The following is a 13,748-nucleotide window of genomic DNA, read 5'->3' on the forward strand; positions in this document are numbered from 1 at the left end:
ATTGTCTTCTACTCAAACGTGCCTTTCACGCATACAACGCCTCCACGCACCATCTGGCGGCCTTTCGCCCAGACCTCGCGGATCTTCAGATCATCGGTCAGCACCAGGACGTCGGCATCGCATCCGGGCGCGATCCGCCCTTTATGCTCCAGGCCGAGAAACTCCGCCACGTTACGCGTAAACGGCAGAAGCGCCTCCTCCAGCGGCAGGTGATACCGGCCGACCAGCTGCTGTAGCGTCTCAAGCAGGGACTCAAATCCCGCCACGCCAATGCCAACAAGATTACCATTTGCGTCAAAATTCGGCTGGCTGCCGTTGCCATCCGAGCTGAGCGTGAGCCGGTTAAACGGCACCTGTGCTTCACGGGCCGTCGCGATAGCGGTGGCGGCATCAACAGGCTCGCTGATGCTGGTGGTGATGTCGATGTACCCCCCTTCGCGGGCATAGTCCAGTGCGGCGTGGAACAGTGCCTGGGCGCGGTTGACGTGAGTTGGCAGCAGCTTCGTGCGGGGCACGTCGGCGTTATTCAGGATGTTAAGCAGCGGCTCCAGCAGTTTCGGGCTGTTGCCGAGGTGAAACACGGATATCCCCGCTTTGGCACCCAGCAGCCCGCCGACGCGTGACTGGGCGGCCATATTCGCGAGCTGGTCATCTGCCGGCGCGGAAGAGCGATGGTCGGAAATCGCGCATTTCACGCCAATGATTTTATCAATCAGCGCCACATCCTTTTCGATACTGCCGGTAATCGTCGGAGAAGGCAGGCCATACGCGCCTGTCAGCATCCACGTGCTGATCCCTTCATGCTCAAGCGCCCGCGTTTTCGCCAGCAGCGACTCGGGATGGCGGGTCACGCCGTCGGTGCCCAGCAGGCCAACAACGGAGGTGATGCCAGCCGCCACCAGCGCAGACAATCGCACCTCTGGCGTCCGGGTGTGGGGACCGGCTTCACCGCCGCCGCCAATCAGGTGTACATGCTGATCGATAAACCCCGGACAAACCACCGCTCCGGCGAGATCGCTTTCAGGACAGTCTGGCCTCGTTGTGGCGTGGCCCGCTTTTTCGACTGCGACGATTTTTCCTCCGGCAATCAGCAGATCGCAATGCCCAAGATCCTCGGGAGCGTAAAGCTGCGCATTGCGGAAAAGGTGCGGTTCCAGCACTGAAAAATCCATTTTTATCTCCTCAGAAGAGTAGCTGCATCACCCACATTGAGAGCAGGGCGTTAATGACGCAGATAGTGATGATGTGCGGATAATACTTCGGGTTGACGCCTGCGGTGCCAAGGCAACGGCCCGTGTTTTGCACCGGATTACCCATCAGATAGATGGCGGGCAGCAGGATGGTGGCATCGTGACCGTTGAGCGTGCCGGCAGCGACCAGACTGGCGCAGACCCCCACACCGCCGCCCATGCTCATTACCGAGGCCAGAAGAACCGTTGCCGCCGCACCCGGAAGCCCCCACAGGGCCATGATGGGCTCGCATACCCTGCCGACAATATCCAGCAGGCCGGTTACCTTGAGCGCCTGAATGATGACAAACGCCATGACCACGTTCGGCAGCAGGCTGGTGGTGGCGATGGTAAAGCCGCGGCGGGCGCCATCGATAAACAGGTCCATGATATTTTTACGCGGCTGGGCGATCATCTTTCCTCCTGAACGCGGCGAACTTCCATGTGGGCGATCCACAGTCGCAGGAAGTTCGCGCCAACAAATTTGAACACCAGAATGACGGCAAGCGGCGTGATCACCGGGACGGTAATAAAGGTAAAGAGTGCGGCACCAGAAGAAAAATAGTTGGTAATAATGGCGCTACCGCTGGTCTGGAAGGTGGCAAAAATGGCGCGTTCATGGTCAGTAATCGCCCCTTCGTCAGTCAACTCTTTGGTCATCCCTGCGGCTGCATCGGTATTTTGCAGGTTGGCGATAAGCGCCAGAGAGCAGATGCCCGGCACGCCGAGCAGCGGGCGCAGAATGGGCGTCATGAGCTGTTGTGCGGCGCGCAGCCCGCCCAGCCCCTCGGTAACGGCAATGATCCCGAGCGATAAAATGACCGAGGGCGCCAGTTCAAGGGCAAACAAAAACCCATCTTTCGCTCCTGTGCCGCCCTCACCGCGAAACGTTAGCGCGCCGTTCACCGGTCCAAAGCTGCCGTTCAGCACGGTGAAATCCAGCACGCGCCACCATTCGGTACTTTTGGCGAAAAAACCTGAGAAAAATACGATGGTGAGCACGAACGCCAGATAGCCCACCCAGGTTACTTTTTCCTCTCCTGAGGATGATGCACTCATGAAACCCCCTTTTTTGAGTCGCGTACAAAAGTTGTACGTCGCATCACTAAAAACGATCGGGGGCTAAAACACGATATCCCAAAGGTTATTATCAGAATTCATTTAAGATGTCGGAGGAGTGCGAGCGGAATCTGGCTCGCAGAAATGCTCAGCATTTTTCTTTTGGTCATCTTTTTAGTATAAGGTTTACACGCGGACAACTACTGTCCAGCTTATTGAAAACGAGGAATAACATGCGCATAAAAGTCTGTGCAGGGATTGTAGGTGCAGCATTGCTGCTGGCGGGTTGTAGCACCAGCAATGAGCTGACGGCAGCGGGCCAGAGCGTTCGCTTTGTGGAAGATAAGCCGGGCAGCGAATGCCAGCTGTTAGGCACCGCCACTGGCGAGCAAAGCAACTGGATGTCGGGGCAGCACGGCGAAGAGGGCGGCTCTATGCGCGGTGCGGCCAATGCCCTGCGTAATCAGGCTGCGGCAATGGGCGGCAACGTCATTTACGGGGTGAGCAGCCCGACGCAGGGGATGCTGTCCAGCTTTGTGCCAACCGCCAGCCAGATGAACGGCCAGGTCTATAAGTGCCCGAACTGATATAACTTTTTGATGGCGCTGCCGCTTTATCTCCAGGGCAGGTAAGCGTAGCGCCACCTGACTTTTTACTGCTGCCGCAGCTGCAAATCCAGCGGCGTCTTACTCGGCTCTCCGCCAATCTCACGTGCCAGCTTCGGCACCATATAACCCGAAACCAGCGTTAACAGCTCGCGCATAATCTTCCGGGCCTCTTCATCTGTCACCATGAAGTGCGCCGCGCCCTGGACGCGATCCAGAACATGCAGGTAATAGGGCATTACGCCCGCATCAAATAAGGCATTGCTGAGATCGGCCAGCACGCGGGCGCTGTCGTTCACGCCGCGCAGTAATACGCTCTGGTTGAGCAGCGTCACGCCTGCCTTTCGCATACGCGCCATCGCCGCACGAAAGTCCGCGTCAATTTCATTCGCGTGGTTGATATGGTTCACCAGCAGCACCTGCAAACGAGACTGATCCAGGCGCGTGACCAGGGCGTCGGTGATACGCGCCGGGATGACGATCGGTAAACGGCTGTGAATGCGCAGACGCTTAATGTGCGGGATGGTCTCAAGCTGAGTCAGCAGCCAGTCCAGCTCATGATCTTTTGCCATCAGCGGGTCGCCGCCGGAAAAGATGATTTCATCCAGCTCCGGGTGCGCCGCGATGTAGTCCAGTGCCACCTGCCAGTTGCGTTTATTGCCCTGATTTTCGGCGTACGGGAAGTGGCGACGGAAGCAATAGCGGCAATTTACCGCGCAACCACCCTTAACCAGCAGCAGGGCGCGATTACGGTATTTATGCAGCAAACCCGGTACGACACTGTTTTGCTCTTCCAGCGGATCGGTGCTGTATCCGGGGGCGGTAATAAACTCATCCTGAGAGGTAAGCGTCTGTTTTAATAATGGATCATCAGGGTTACCCTTTTCCATTCGGGCAACAAACGCGCGGGGAACGCGCAGGGCGAAAAGGCGCTTCGCCTCACGACCTGCACGCAACGCTTCGTGCTGTTCGAGGTCTAAAAGACGCAGCAATTCATCAGGACTGGTGATTACATCGGCAAGTTGCGATAACCAATCTTCTCTGGACGGGGTGTTTAGGGTTACAATATGCGCCATTTTGTGGCTTAGCTACCAGTTAACAAATTTAGAGGGCCTTATGGCAACGTACTATAGCAACGATTTTCGTGCTGGTCTTAAAATCATGATGGACGGCGAACCGTACGCGGTTGAAGCCAGCGAATTCGTTAAACCAGGTAAAGGCCAGGCATTCGCACGCGTTAAGCTGCGCCGCCTGCTGACCGGTACCCGTGTTGAGAAAACCTTCAAATCTACTGACTCCGCTGAAGGCGCTGATGTTGTCGATATGAACCTGACTTACCTGTACAACGACGGTGAGTTCTGGCACTTCATGAACAACGAAACCTTCGAGCAGCTGTCTGCGGACGCGAAAGCGATTGGCGACAACGCCAAGTGGCTGCTGGATCAGGCTGAGTGCATCGTTACCCTGTGGAACGGTCAGCCTATCGCGGTTACGCCTCCGAACTTCGTTGAGCTGGAAATCGTTGAAACCGATCCAGGTCTGAAAGGTGATACCGCAGGTACTGGCGGCAAGCCTGCCACCCTGTCTACCGGCGCGGTGGTTAAAGTGCCACTGTTCGTACAGATCGGTGAAGTGATCAAAGTGGATACCCGCTCCGGCGAATACGTATCCCGCGTGAAGTAATTTACGTCATGATTAAAGGCGCAGCGCCCGCTGCGCCTGATTTTGCAGGCAGGGAAGATGAAACGTACCGTTAAAATTCTGCTTCTGTTAGCGTTCTCCAGCGCAATTCTCTCCGGTTGCAACACCGCGCGTGGCGTGGGCGAAGATATTCAGGATCTCGGCCATATCATTTCCCATGCGGCCAGCTAATTCCGTCTAATTTTCCTAAAAATTCTTCCTTTTCCGTCAAACGACAAGATCTTGTCTATTCTTAAGTTGCTATACACAAAATAACTTTGGCTATAAAAGGAAGATATTATGGTTAAGAAAACAATTGCAGCGATCTTTTCTGTTCTGGTGCTTTCTTCGGTACTGACTGCATGTAACACCACCCGTGGCGTAGGGGAAGATATCTCCGACGGTGGTAACGCGATTTCTGGCGCAGCAACTAAAGCTCAGAACTAATGAAAGCGACGGTACGGCAGCAAACTTCACCGTACCGTCAATTTTCCACTTCCTGTAGCGATAAAAACGGGGAGTAACGCGTATCCATATGCAGCTTCATGCGGATATTGCGTTTGTACGTATACACCGTTTTTCCGTTAATGCGCAGATTGCTGGCAATTTTCTGGTTGCTCGCACCATCCATCCACAGGGTCAATACTCTCTCTTCCTGACGCGTCAGTAACGGTGCCGCCATTTCCGGAAGCTCCGCGCTTACGCATGTCGTTAGCGCGTCGTTTATCACCGCCGCCAGTTTTTCCAGATCGGTATTTTTGGAAAGTGAAGACCATATCGGGAACTGCGCCAGATAATCTGTCATCTCCTGCTCCTGCCCCGATTGCAGCATAATAAAAGGCAATGTTTCGCTGGCAATAAGCAGGGAAGATAGCTGCTTAAAATGGTGTAAATCCTGCCGGAAGCCCGATAAATCAGCGATGACCAGCGCAGGTTTCCATTGCAGAATATGCTCTCTGGCGAGGAAAAGATTATTTACCCCGGTTACGACGAAATGACCCGAAAACAGGTCTGAATGATTGAGCCAGGCTTCAAATCCCGTGCGGGTGAAGTGACAACGGTCAATCAAAAGAATTTTGAACATATAATTTTCGCAGTCGGCTAGTGGTTTGGCTTCCTGCCATCAGAAAGCCTATCATCATAGAGAAGTCGGATGAGTCATAAATGCCTGAACTCCGTGCCTTACTGAGGCTATTTCTTGCCTTAACGTGTTCAGCAGAAAAAGTTTGAAAAAAAATTCCATGCTAACCAAAATATAAGGCGCAACCTCAGCCTTGCGGGACGACCCGTAAGCGCTTCATTCATCGGGGACGGCCCCAACTTGTCGTTAAGTTAAGGAGCCTGATATGTCCTGGATCGTTCTTGTTATTGCCGGTTTGCTCGAAGTGGTATGGGCAATTGGCCTGAAATATACCCACGGTTTTACCCGCCTGACGCCCAGCGTCATCACTATCGCCGCAATGATTGTCAGTATCGTCATGCTGTCATGGGCGATGCGAACCTTGCCAGTCGGAACGGCTTACGCTGTCTGGACTGGAATTGGCGCGGTAGGAGCTGCCATTACCGGCATTCTGCTGCTGGGGGAGTCTGCGAGTCTGGCGCGTATCGCCAGCCTCGCGTTAATCGTCGCGGGTATCATCGGGTTAAAACTCAGTACGCACTAATGCAGCTGTTTTACCCAGATTAATTTCGTCACGTCAAACCCTTGCCGGGTCGCTATGTCCAGCATCTGCTGTTTCATTTCCGTCGAGATCGTTGGCGTGCGGGAGAGGAGCCACAGATAGTTGCGATCCGGCCCACACACCAGCGCATGGCGGTACTCTCTGTCCAGCGCAATGACGTTATACCCGCCGTAGAATGGGCCGATGAAAGAGACTTTCATGGCCGCGCGGTTAGACGCGCCGGTGAAATAGGCCTGACCAACTGACTGCTGCCACATCTGGCGATCCGGGTTATAGCCGCGGTTAATGACCCGGATCCCGCCGTCATCCATCGCGCTGTAGCTGACCGTGACTTTTTCTAAGCCCCGTTCGAACTGATGGTCCATTCGGGCGATTTCATACCAGGTGCCGAGGAAGCGCTGTGCGTCGAAATTACTGACTACCGTGACGCCAGGCGGAGGAGTAGGGGAACTGCAAGCAACCACTAAAAACGCGGCTGTTACTGCGGCAATAACAGGCAGAATGCGCATAGGAGTTTCCTTACTGTTTTTTGTTAAGTGTAGATGACAGCAAGGAAAATGCGGGAGATTGTGCAGGGTGTTTTGCCGGGTGACGGCTTCGCCTTACCCGGCCTACAAAGTTCACGCGTTGTGTAGGCCGGGTAAGCGCAGCGCCACCCGGCAATGTTTTACTGTAGTGCGTCGAGGATATGGTATGCCGCCTCAACGCGTGCCGGATTCGGATAGCTTTTATTCGCGAGCATCACAATACCGATCTGCTTTTCAGGAATAAAGGCCACGTAGCTGCCAAACCCGCCAGTAGAGCCCGTTTTATGGACCCAGGACGCTTTGACCGGGGGAGCCGGTGGATTCACTTCTACCACGGGCAACGGCGCCAGCGCTACCTTACTGTCGCTGCCCTCGACCACCGTGTTGGCCTCCACGGGCCAGTTGAGCATCTCCCAGCCCAGACCCTGATACATTGACCCGATACGCCAGTAGCGCGACTGCGCCAGCGCGATGCCCTGCTTAAGTGAGGCATCAGCAACGTTCTCCGGCGCCATGTTTGCCATGACCCAGTTCGCCATATCCTGCACGTTGGTTTTCACGCCATAGGCTTGTGCATCCAGCATACCCGGCGAAACGCGCACCGCTTTACCGTCACGATAGCCCCAGGCGTAATGCGCCTCTTCCGCTTTCGGCACGTTAATCCAGGTATGGTCCAGCTTGAGCGGCTTAAGGACCCGCGTCGTCATGGCCTGCTCATAGGGCATGCCAGAAGGTTTGACCGCCAGCGCACCAAAAAGACCGATGCTGGCGTTGGCGTAAAGACGCGTTGTGCCAGACTTCCACTGCGGCTGCCAGTTTTGATAAAAGCGCAGCAGGGAGGCGTTATCCGTGACCTCATCCGGTACCTGTAGCGGCAGGCCGCCAGCGGTGTAGGTGGCGAGATCCAGCATACGAATACCCTGCCACTGCTTGCCCGTCAGCTGTGGCCAGTATCTGGTCACCGGATCGTCCAGCGAAATTTCACCGCGAGCAATGGCATCCCCACCTAAAACGCCGGTGAAGGTTTTACTTATAGAACCCAGCTCGAACAGGGTCTGAGGCGTAACGGATTTATTCGCCGCGATATCGGCCTTGCCAAACGTGTAATAGTGCGGTTTTCCCTGATAAATAACGGCCACCGCCATGCCTGGAACAGACTGGGCTTTCATCAGCGGGGTAACCGTATTCGCAACCACCTCCGCCAGCTGTTTTTCTGACACTGGCGTGGCGAGAGCAGAGCAAGAGATGCCGAGCAGTAGGGCGCAGCAAAGGGATTTTTTCATCATCAGTAATCTTCCGTAATAGCGAGTCAAGGGGATGTCCGGGCCCGTCAGACAGGCGTAGTCTGTTGGATTTGACAGTGCCTGACAAACGGTTAAATTTAGCATTAGCTGTTAATTTTTCTAACGGAAGCGACCATGACGCGAAGCTATCTACCCCTCAATTCGCTTCGGGCTTTTGAGGCCGCCGCAAGACATCTCAGCTTTACGCATGCGGCCATTGAACTGAACGTGACGCATTCGGCTATTAGCCAGCATGTGAAAACGCTGGAGCAGCACCTGAACTGTCAGCTGTTCGTTCGCGTGTCGCGCGGGCTGATGTTGACTACCGAGGGCGAAAATTTACTGCCGGTGCTGAATGATTCGTTCGATCGTATAGCCGGAATGCTGGATCGCTTCGCTAACCATCGTGCGCAGGAGAAGCTGAAAATCGGCGTGGTGGGTACGTTTGCCACCGGGGTCTTATTCTCGCAGCTGGAGGATTTTCGCCGTGGCTACCCACACATCGATCTTCAGCTTTCCACCCATAACAACCGCGTTGATCCGGCTGCCGAAGGGCTTGACTATACGATCCGCTACGGTGGCGGGGCGTGGCACGGTACCGAGGCTGAATTTCTTTGTCATGCGCCGCTCGCGCCGCTGTGTACACCTGATATCGCCGCCAGTCTGCACAGTCCGGCCGACATCCTCAGGTTTACGCTGCTGCGCTCCTACCGACGCGACGAGTGGACCGCGTGGATGCAGGCGGCCGGCGAGCATCCCCCTTCGCCAACGCACCGCGTGATGGTATTTGATTCGTCCGTGACCATGCTGGAGGCCGCTCAGGCAGGGGTGGGTATTGCTATTGCGCCTGTCGATATGTTTACCCATCTGTTAGCCAGCGAGCGCATTGTGCAGCCCTTTGCGACGCAGATTGAGCTCGGCAGTTACTGGCTGACCCGATTGCAGTCCCGGGCAGAAACGCCAGCCATGCGCGAATTTTCCCGGTGGCTGGTGGAGAAGATGAAAAAGTAAAAAGCCCGCCGGATGGCGGGCCTGTTCAGTCAGATGGTGACCACGGCAATCAACGTGACGACCGTCAGAATGGTCGCCAGACCGTAGAAGACCCATTTACCGCTTGGCACATGGATTTTCAGATCGTGCATCGCATGGTGGATACGGTGCAGACCACACCACAGCGGCAGGACGATCATCAGGAAGATGAACACGCGGCCAATAAAGCTGCTCGCAAAGGCCAGTACGCGCTCATAGCTCAGCGCATCGCCCGGGAACAGCCCCAGCGGCAGCATGATCCCGACCAGCAGGATAATGACCGGGGCAATAATGGCGCTCCACATGCCGCCTGCGCCAAACAGCCCCCAGAAGACCGGCTCGTCTGAACGTTTTGGACTTGGATTGATCACAGTAGTCTCCTTACCAGAACAGTGCGACAAACAGAATGACCACAGAGACAACTGCCGTCACTGCCCAGAGCCCTTTAATGACCGGCTCTGGCCCCATTTTTTCGCCTTTTACAATGATGTTCGCTGCTTTTGGCGCCAGTTCAAACCAGGTTTTGGTATGAAGCAGCGCGGCGGCGAGCACAATCAGGTTCAGCACAACGATGATTGGGTTTTGCAGGAAGCCCACAAAACTGGCCCAGGCTTCCGGGCCGTGCTTGAGGGCATAAACCCCGTACAGCAGTTCGAGGCTGAACCAGACCGCGGGAACAGCCGTGCCTTCACGCAGCATATAGAAGCGATAAAACGGCAGTTTTTTCCACCAGGTGGACGGCATTGGCCGCACGTAGGCTTTGCGTTTAGTCGTCATCATGCACTCCTTAGCGTGGTTTCAGGGTAGCGATAAGAAAGTCTTTCGAGCTTTCCACTTTCCCCTGCTGAATAGCGGCGGCCGGGTCGACATGCTTCGGACAGACTTCGGAGCAGTAACCGACAAACGTGCAGGTCCAGACCCCGTTCTGGCTGTTCAGCTGGGCCATACGTTCTTTTTTGCCGTGGTCGCGGCTGTCTTCGTTATAGCGGTGCGCCAGGGTAATGGCGGCCGGGCCGATAAACTCAGGGTTCAGGCCAAACTGCGGACAGGCGGCGTAGCACAGGCCGCAGTTGATGCAGCCGGAGAACTGATGGTATTTCGCCATCTGCGCGGGCGTCTGGGTGTTTGGCCCCTGATCCGGCGTGCGCGGGTTGCCGATGATGTACGGCTTAATCGCTTCGAGGCTTTCGATAAAGTGGGTCATGTCGACCACCAGATCGCGCTCAATCGGGAAGTTGCCCAGCGCTTCAACCTTGATACCTTTGGTGTAATCACGCAGGAAGGTTTTACACGCCAGCTTTGGCACCTTGTTGACCATCATGCCGCAGGAGCCGCAAATTGCCATGCGGCAGGACCAGCGGTAGCTCAGGTCTGGGGCCAGGTTATCTTTGATATAGCCGAGCGCATCCAGCAGGGAGGTTTGCTCGTCGTAAGGGACTTCATAGAAAGCGCTGTGCGGCGCGGCGTCCACTTCCGGATTGTAGCGCACCACTTCAATTTTCAGTTTTTGCATCTCAGCCATTCGCCTTCTCCTTCTTATCGGCGGCTTCTGCTTCTGCACCGTACACGCGTTTCGCCGGTGGCAGCGTGGTGATTTTCACGTCGCTGTAGTCCAGTCGCGTAGTGCCATCCGCATCGCGCCAGGCGAGAGTGTGTTTAAGGAAATTGACGTCGTCACGTTCGGTGCAGCCCTCATCCAGGCGCTGGTGCGCGCCGCGGGACTCTTTACGCGCCAGGGCGGAATGGGCCATACATTCTGCGACGTTCAGGCCGTGGCCCAGTTCAATGGTATAAAGCAGATCGGTATTGAAGACGCTGGAGGTGTCGGTGATGCGCACGCGTTTGAAGCGCTCCTGCAACTCGGCCAGCTTGTCGACGGTTTTCTGCATCAGCTCTGGCGTACGGTAGATCCCGCAGCCTTCTTCCATCGACAGCCCCATTTCGTCGCGGATCTTCGACCAGTTTTCGTTACCTTCCTGGTTCACCAGGTCTTTCAGGCGTTTTTCGACATCTGCAACCTGCGCATCCAGCGCCGCGCTGTTAGCTTCACCTGCCGTTGCGGCACGCTCCATCGCACGTTCGCCCGCCATGCGACCAAAGACCACCAGCTCAGCCAGCGAGTTCGAGCCCAGACGGTTTGCGCCGTGCAGACCGACGGAGGAACACTCGCCCACCGCAAACAGCCCTTCGATGCGGGTTTCGCACTGCTGGTCGGTTTCGATACCGCCCATGGTGTAGTGCGCGGTTGGACGCACCGGGATCGGCTCTTTCACCGGATCGACGCCCACATAGGCTTTCGCCAGCTCGCAGATAAACGGCAGACGCTCCAGCAGTTTCTTCTCGCCGAGATGACGCAGGTCGAGATGCACCACGTCGCCGCGCGGCGTTGAGATGGTGTTGCCTTTGCGCCACTCGTGCCAGAAAGCCTGAGAAACTTTGTCGCGTGGGCCGAGTTCCATGTATTTGTTTTTCGGCTCGCCAAGCGGGGTTTCCGGACCCATGCCGTAATCCTGCAAATAGCGATAGCCGTTTTTGTTGACCAGAATACCGCCTTCACCGCGGCAGCCTTCCGTCATCAGTATGCCGGAGCCCGGCAGGCCGGTTGGGTGATACTGGACGAACTCCATATCACGCAGCGGGACGCCGTGGCTGAGTGCCATGCCCATACCGTCACCGGTGACGATGCCGCCGTTGGTGTTGTAGCGGTATACGCGACCCGCACCGCCCGTTGCCATCACCACCGCATTCGCGCGGATCTGGACAAGCGTGCCTTCCATCATGTTCATTGCCACCAGTCCGCGCGCATGACCGTCGTCGACCAGAATGTCGAGAACGAAATGTTCGTCAAAGCGCTGGATTTGTGGGAACTGGAGGGAGGTCTGGAACAGGGTGTGCAGCATGTGGAAGCCGGTTTTATCGGCGGCAAACCAGGTGCGTTCGATCTTCATGCCACCGAAGCGGCGGACGTTGACGCTCCCGTCCGGACGGCGGCTCCACGGGCATCCCCACTGTTCCAGCTGGGTCATTTCCGTTGGGCAATGGTGCACGAAGTAATCAACGACATCCTGTTCGCAAAGCCAGTCGCCCCCTGCAACCGTGTCGTGGAAATGGTATTCGAAGCTGTCATGATCCTGCGCGACGGCGGCGGATCCTCCTTCTGCGGCTACCGTGTGGCTGCGCATCGGATAGACTTTTGAAATCAATGCGATTTTAGCGTTCGGATTGGCTTGTGCCGCAGCAATTGCAGCGCGTAATCCAGCCCCGCCAGCGCCTATTACGGCAAGATCGGCTTGAAAAGTTTGCACGACATTCCTCCAGATTATTGTTTTCCCGCAACGGGATGAACTAAAGGACGTTCACCTGCCCGAACGGGCGATTGCGGAAGCGATTCCACTGCTCCTTTATGGGTAAAACAGTATAACCGCGTAGAAGTGAGGGAAATTTGACGTGTTCGATTTTTTTGCTGTTCTGTGCGGTGATTTATCATCGTGATTAATGAATGGCGTCACAGTATTTCTCTCTGCAATGAAAAGGGACTTTTACTGTGCAAAATTTGTCTCTGCCCCGGCTTACGAGTAGACTTCGTGCCCTTGTCTGAAAACGGAGAAATAACTCATGAGCGAAACGGCCACCTGGCAGCCGAGCGCATCCATTCCAAACCTGCTAAAGCGCGCAGCAATTATGGCGGAGATCCGCCGTTTCTTTGCCGACCGCGGCGTCCTGGAGGTGGAAACGCCGTGCATGAGTCAGGCGACGGTCACGGATATTCATCTGGTCCCGTTTGAAACCCGTTTTGTTGGCCCAGGCCACTCTCAGGGCATGAATCTGTATCTGATGACCAGCCCGGAATACCATATGAAGCGTCTGCTGGCGGCCGGGTGTGGTCCGGTCTATCAGCTGTGCCGTAGCTTCCGTAATGAAGAGATGGGCCGACACCATAATCCGGAATTCACCATGCTGGAGTGGTACCGCCCGCACTACGACATGTATCGTCTGATGAACGAAGTTGACGATCTGCTGCAACAGGTGCTGGATTGCGCGGAAGCTGAAACGCTCTCCTATCAGCAGGCCTTCCAGCGCCATCTGGAAATCGATCCACTGTCGGCTGATAAAACACAGCTGCGTGAAGTGGCGGCAAAACTGGATCTGAGCAACGTGGCGGATAACGAAGAGGATCGCGACACGCTGCTGCAACTGCTGTTCACCTTTGGTGTTGAACCGCAGATTGGCAAAGATCGTCCGACGTTTGTCTATCACTTCCCGGCCAGCCAGGCCTCACTGGCGCAGATCAGCACCGAAGATCACCGCGTGGCGGAGCGTTTTGAGGTGTATTTCAAAGGCATCGAGCTGGCGAACGGTTTCCACGAGCTGACCGACGCGCGCGAACAGCAGCAGCGTTTCGAGCAGGATAACCGCAAGCGCAACGCGCGCGGTCTGCCGCAGCAGCCGATTGATACTCATCTGCTGGAAGCGCTTAAAGCCGGTCTGCCGGACTGCTCCGGCGTGGCGCTGGGTGTGGATCGCCTGGTCATGCTGGCGCTGGGTGCCGAGCACCTGGGCGATGTGATTGCCTTTACGGTCGATCGCGCCTGAAAAAATGCCGGGTGGCGCTGCGCTTACCCGGCCTACTCGGTCATTTAACTCTGCCACATTA

At 55.9% G+C, this 13,748-nt stretch carries 18 protein-coding genes; 7 read left to right on the forward strand and 11 right to left on the reverse strand.

Features of this window, described 5'->3' with window-relative positions; genetic code table 11:
- Positions 1 to 8: 8 nt before the first annotated feature.
- From iadA to IMQ56_RS11725, 3 genes are read right to left on the reverse strand one after another with little or no spacing between them, the layout of a single operon-like run.
- Positions 9 to 1,172 carry a beta-aspartyl-peptidase gene (gene iadA, locus IMQ56_RS11715; RefSeq protein ID WP_047728104.1) on the reverse strand — a complete coding sequence of 388 codons (1,164 nt, stop codon included), beginning with the start codon at positions 1,170 to 1,172 and terminating at the stop codon, positions 9 to 11.
- Between the two features lie 10 nt (positions 1,173 to 1,182).
- Positions 1,183 to 1,644 (reverse strand): YjiG family protein, encoded by a 462-nt coding sequence (locus tag IMQ56_RS11720; protein ID WP_015572448.1) that lies wholly within the window; start codon positions 1,642 to 1,644, stop codon positions 1,183 to 1,185.
- Positions 1,641 to 2,288 carry a nucleoside recognition domain-containing protein gene (locus IMQ56_RS11725; RefSeq protein ID WP_015572449.1) on the reverse strand — a complete coding sequence of 216 codons (648 nt, stop codon included), beginning with the start codon at positions 2,286 to 2,288 and terminating at the stop codon, positions 1,641 to 1,643. Before IMQ56_RS11725 ends, IMQ56_RS11720 begins: the two co-directional genes overlap by 4 nt.
- Positions 2,289 to 2,521: 233 nt before the next feature.
- On the opposite strand from IMQ56_RS11725, the gene IMQ56_RS11730 reads away from it, so the two are divergent.
- On the forward strand, positions 2,522 to 2,875 hold the full coding sequence (locus IMQ56_RS11730; RefSeq protein ID WP_003855938.1) for a DUF4156 domain-containing protein: 354 nt from the start codon (positions 2,522 to 2,524) through the stop codon (positions 2,873 to 2,875).
- Between the two features lie 65 nt (positions 2,876 to 2,940).
- Here IMQ56_RS11730 and epmB read toward each other — a convergent pair whose 3' ends face one another.
- Positions 2,941 to 3,969 (reverse strand): EF-P beta-lysylation protein EpmB, encoded by a 1,029-nt coding sequence (epmB, locus tag IMQ56_RS11735; RefSeq protein ID WP_032652269.1) that lies wholly within the window; start codon positions 3,967 to 3,969, stop codon positions 2,941 to 2,943.
- Positions 3,970 to 4,009: 40 nt separating this feature from the next.
- Here epmB and efp point away from each other — a divergent pair, with 40 nt between their 5' ends.
- The 3 genes from efp to ecnB all read left to right on the forward strand — a co-directional run bounded on the left by efp (position 4,010) and on the right by ecnB (position 5,020).
- Positions 4,010 to 4,576, forward strand: a complete 567-nt coding sequence (efp, locus tag IMQ56_RS11740) for an elongation factor P (protein ID WP_003855940.1) — start codon at positions 4,010 to 4,012, stop codon at positions 4,574 to 4,576.
- A 57-nt stretch (positions 4,577 to 4,633) separates the two neighbouring features.
- Complete coding sequence (locus IMQ56_RS11745) at positions 4,634 to 4,765, forward strand: entericidin A/B family lipoprotein (RefSeq protein ID WP_015572451.1); 132 nt, start codon at positions 4,634 to 4,636, stop codon at positions 4,763 to 4,765.
- 108 nt (positions 4,766 to 4,873) lie between these two features.
- Entirely contained in the window at positions 4,874 to 5,020 is a 147-nt protein-coding gene (gene ecnB, locus IMQ56_RS11750; RefSeq protein WP_003855942.1) for a lipoprotein toxin entericidin B, read from the forward strand.
- 37 nt (positions 5,021 to 5,057) lie between these two features.
- On the opposite strand, the gene IMQ56_RS11755 is transcribed toward ecnB, so the two are convergent.
- Positions 5,058 to 5,657 (reverse strand): LuxR C-terminal-related transcriptional regulator, encoded by a 600-nt coding sequence (locus IMQ56_RS11755; protein ID WP_196064020.1) that lies wholly within the window; start codon positions 5,655 to 5,657, stop codon positions 5,058 to 5,060.
- Between the two features lie 262 nt (positions 5,658 to 5,919).
- Here IMQ56_RS11755 and sugE point away from each other — a divergent pair, with 262 nt between their 5' ends.
- On the forward strand, positions 5,920 to 6,237 hold the full coding sequence (gene sugE, locus IMQ56_RS11760; protein WP_015572453.1) for a quaternary ammonium compound efflux SMR transporter SugE: 318 nt from the start codon (positions 5,920 to 5,922) through the stop codon (positions 6,235 to 6,237).
- Here the strand turns inward: sugE and IMQ56_RS11765 are convergent.
- Together IMQ56_RS11765 and blaACT are read right to left on the reverse strand one after the other, a co-directional pair.
- Positions 6,234 to 6,764, reverse strand: coding sequence for a lipocalin family protein (locus IMQ56_RS11765; protein ID WP_023295791.1), 531 nt, complete (start codon positions 6,762 to 6,764; stop codon positions 6,234 to 6,236). The two genes, sugE and IMQ56_RS11765, sit on opposite strands and share 4 nt — an antisense overlap.
- A 158-nt stretch (positions 6,765 to 6,922) precedes the next feature.
- Positions 6,923 to 8,068: an ACT family cephalosporin-hydrolyzing class C beta-lactamase gene (gene blaACT, locus IMQ56_RS11770; RefSeq protein ID WP_196064021.1), complete on the reverse strand. Its 1,146-nt coding sequence runs from the start codon at positions 8,066 to 8,068 to the stop codon at positions 6,923 to 6,925.
- A 132-nt stretch (positions 8,069 to 8,200) separates the two neighbouring features.
- Between blaACT and ampR the strand changes: the two genes are divergently transcribed.
- Complete coding sequence (ampR, locus tag IMQ56_RS11775) at positions 8,201 to 9,076, forward strand: LysR family transcriptional regulator AmpR (RefSeq protein ID WP_003855952.1); 876 nt, start codon at positions 8,201 to 8,203, stop codon at positions 9,074 to 9,076.
- 29 nt (positions 9,077 to 9,105) lie between these two features.
- On the opposite strand, the gene frdD is transcribed toward ampR, so the two are convergent.
- The 4 genes from frdD to frdA are packed head-to-tail and all read right to left on the reverse strand — an operon-like array spanning position 9,106 to position 12,399.
- On the reverse strand, positions 9,106 to 9,465 hold the full coding sequence (gene frdD, locus IMQ56_RS11780; RefSeq protein WP_023295793.1) for a fumarate reductase subunit FrdD: 360 nt from the start codon (positions 9,463 to 9,465) through the stop codon (positions 9,106 to 9,108).
- 10 nt (positions 9,466 to 9,475) lie between these two features.
- A complete protein-coding gene (gene frdC / locus IMQ56_RS11785; protein ID WP_017383964.1) occupies positions 9,476 to 9,871 on the reverse strand; it encodes a fumarate reductase subunit FrdC in 396 nt (131 codons plus the stop codon).
- 10 nt (positions 9,872 to 9,881) lie between these two features.
- Positions 9,882 to 10,616 (reverse strand): fumarate reductase iron-sulfur protein, encoded by a 735-nt coding sequence (gene frdB, locus IMQ56_RS11790; RefSeq protein ID WP_006810403.1) that lies wholly within the window; start codon positions 10,614 to 10,616, stop codon positions 9,882 to 9,884.
- A complete protein-coding gene (gene frdA / locus IMQ56_RS11795) occupies positions 10,609 to 12,399 on the reverse strand; it encodes a fumarate reductase (quinol) flavoprotein subunit (RefSeq protein WP_063158500.1) in 1,791 nt (596 codons plus the stop codon). Before frdA ends, frdB begins: the two co-directional genes overlap by 8 nt.
- Positions 12,400 to 12,709: 310 nt before the next feature.
- Here frdA and epmA point away from each other — a divergent pair, with 310 nt between their 5' ends.
- Positions 12,710 to 13,687: an elongation factor P--(R)-beta-lysine ligase gene (gene epmA, locus IMQ56_RS11800; RefSeq protein WP_015572459.1), complete on the forward strand. Its 978-nt coding sequence runs from the start codon at positions 12,710 to 12,712 to the stop codon at positions 13,685 to 13,687.
- The last annotated feature ends 61 nt before the right edge of the window (positions 13,688 to 13,748 follow it).

The sequence above is a fragment of the Enterobacter sp. Res13-Sevr-PEC09-46 genome, assembly GCF_015672585.1.
Taxonomy (GTDB): domain Bacteria; phylum Pseudomonadota; class Gammaproteobacteria; order Enterobacterales; family Enterobacteriaceae; genus Enterobacter; species Enterobacter hormaechei_C.

Excerpts from the sequence above, each read along its gene's own strand:
- iadA (WP_047728104.1), bottom strand. The coding sequence starts at position 1,172 with ATGGATTTTTCAGTGCTGGAACCGCACCTTTTCCGCAATGCGCAGCTT.
- IMQ56_RS11720 (WP_015572448.1), bottom strand. The coding sequence starts at position 1,644 with ATGATCGCCCAGCCGCGTAAAAATATCATGGACCTGTTTATCGATGGC.
- IMQ56_RS11725 (WP_015572449.1), bottom strand. The coding sequence starts at position 2,288 with ATGAGTGCATCATCCTCAGGAGAGGAAAAAGTAACCTGGGTGGGCTAT.
- IMQ56_RS11730 (WP_003855938.1), top strand. The coding sequence starts at position 2,522 with ATGCGCATAAAAGTCTGTGCAGGGATTGTAGGTGCAGCATTGCTGCTG.
- epmB (WP_032652269.1), bottom strand. The coding sequence starts at position 3,969 with ATGGCGCATATTGTAACCCTAAACACCCCGTCCAGAGAAGATTGGTTA.
- efp (WP_003855940.1), top strand. The coding sequence starts at position 4,010 with ATGGCAACGTACTATAGCAACGATTTTCGTGCTGGTCTTAAAATCATG.
- IMQ56_RS11745 (WP_015572451.1), top strand. The coding sequence starts at position 4,634 with ATGAAACGTACCGTTAAAATTCTGCTTCTGTTAGCGTTCTCCAGCGCA.
- ecnB (WP_003855942.1), top strand. The coding sequence starts at position 4,874 with ATGGTTAAGAAAACAATTGCAGCGATCTTTTCTGTTCTGGTGCTTTCT.
- IMQ56_RS11755 (WP_196064020.1), bottom strand. The coding sequence starts at position 5,657 with ATGTTCAAAATTCTTTTGATTGACCGTTGTCACTTCACCCGCACGGGA.
- sugE (WP_015572453.1), top strand. The coding sequence starts at position 5,920 with ATGTCCTGGATCGTTCTTGTTATTGCCGGTTTGCTCGAAGTGGTATGG.
- IMQ56_RS11765 (WP_023295791.1), bottom strand. The coding sequence starts at position 6,764 with ATGCGCATTCTGCCTGTTATTGCCGCAGTAACAGCCGCGTTTTTAGTG.
- blaACT (WP_196064021.1), bottom strand. The coding sequence starts at position 8,068 with ATGATGAAAAAATCCCTTTGCTGCGCCCTACTGCTCGGCATCTCTTGC.
- ampR (WP_003855952.1), top strand. The coding sequence starts at position 8,201 with ATGACGCGAAGCTATCTACCCCTCAATTCGCTTCGGGCTTTTGAGGCC.
- frdC (WP_017383964.1), bottom strand. The coding sequence starts at position 9,871 with ATGACGACTAAACGCAAAGCCTACGTGCGGCCAATGCCGTCCACCTGG.
- frdB (WP_006810403.1), bottom strand. The coding sequence starts at position 10,616 with ATGGCTGAGATGCAAAAACTGAAAATTGAAGTGGTGCGCTACAATCCG.
- epmA (WP_015572459.1), top strand. The coding sequence starts at position 12,710 with ATGAGCGAAACGGCCACCTGGCAGCCGAGCGCATCCATTCCAAACCTG.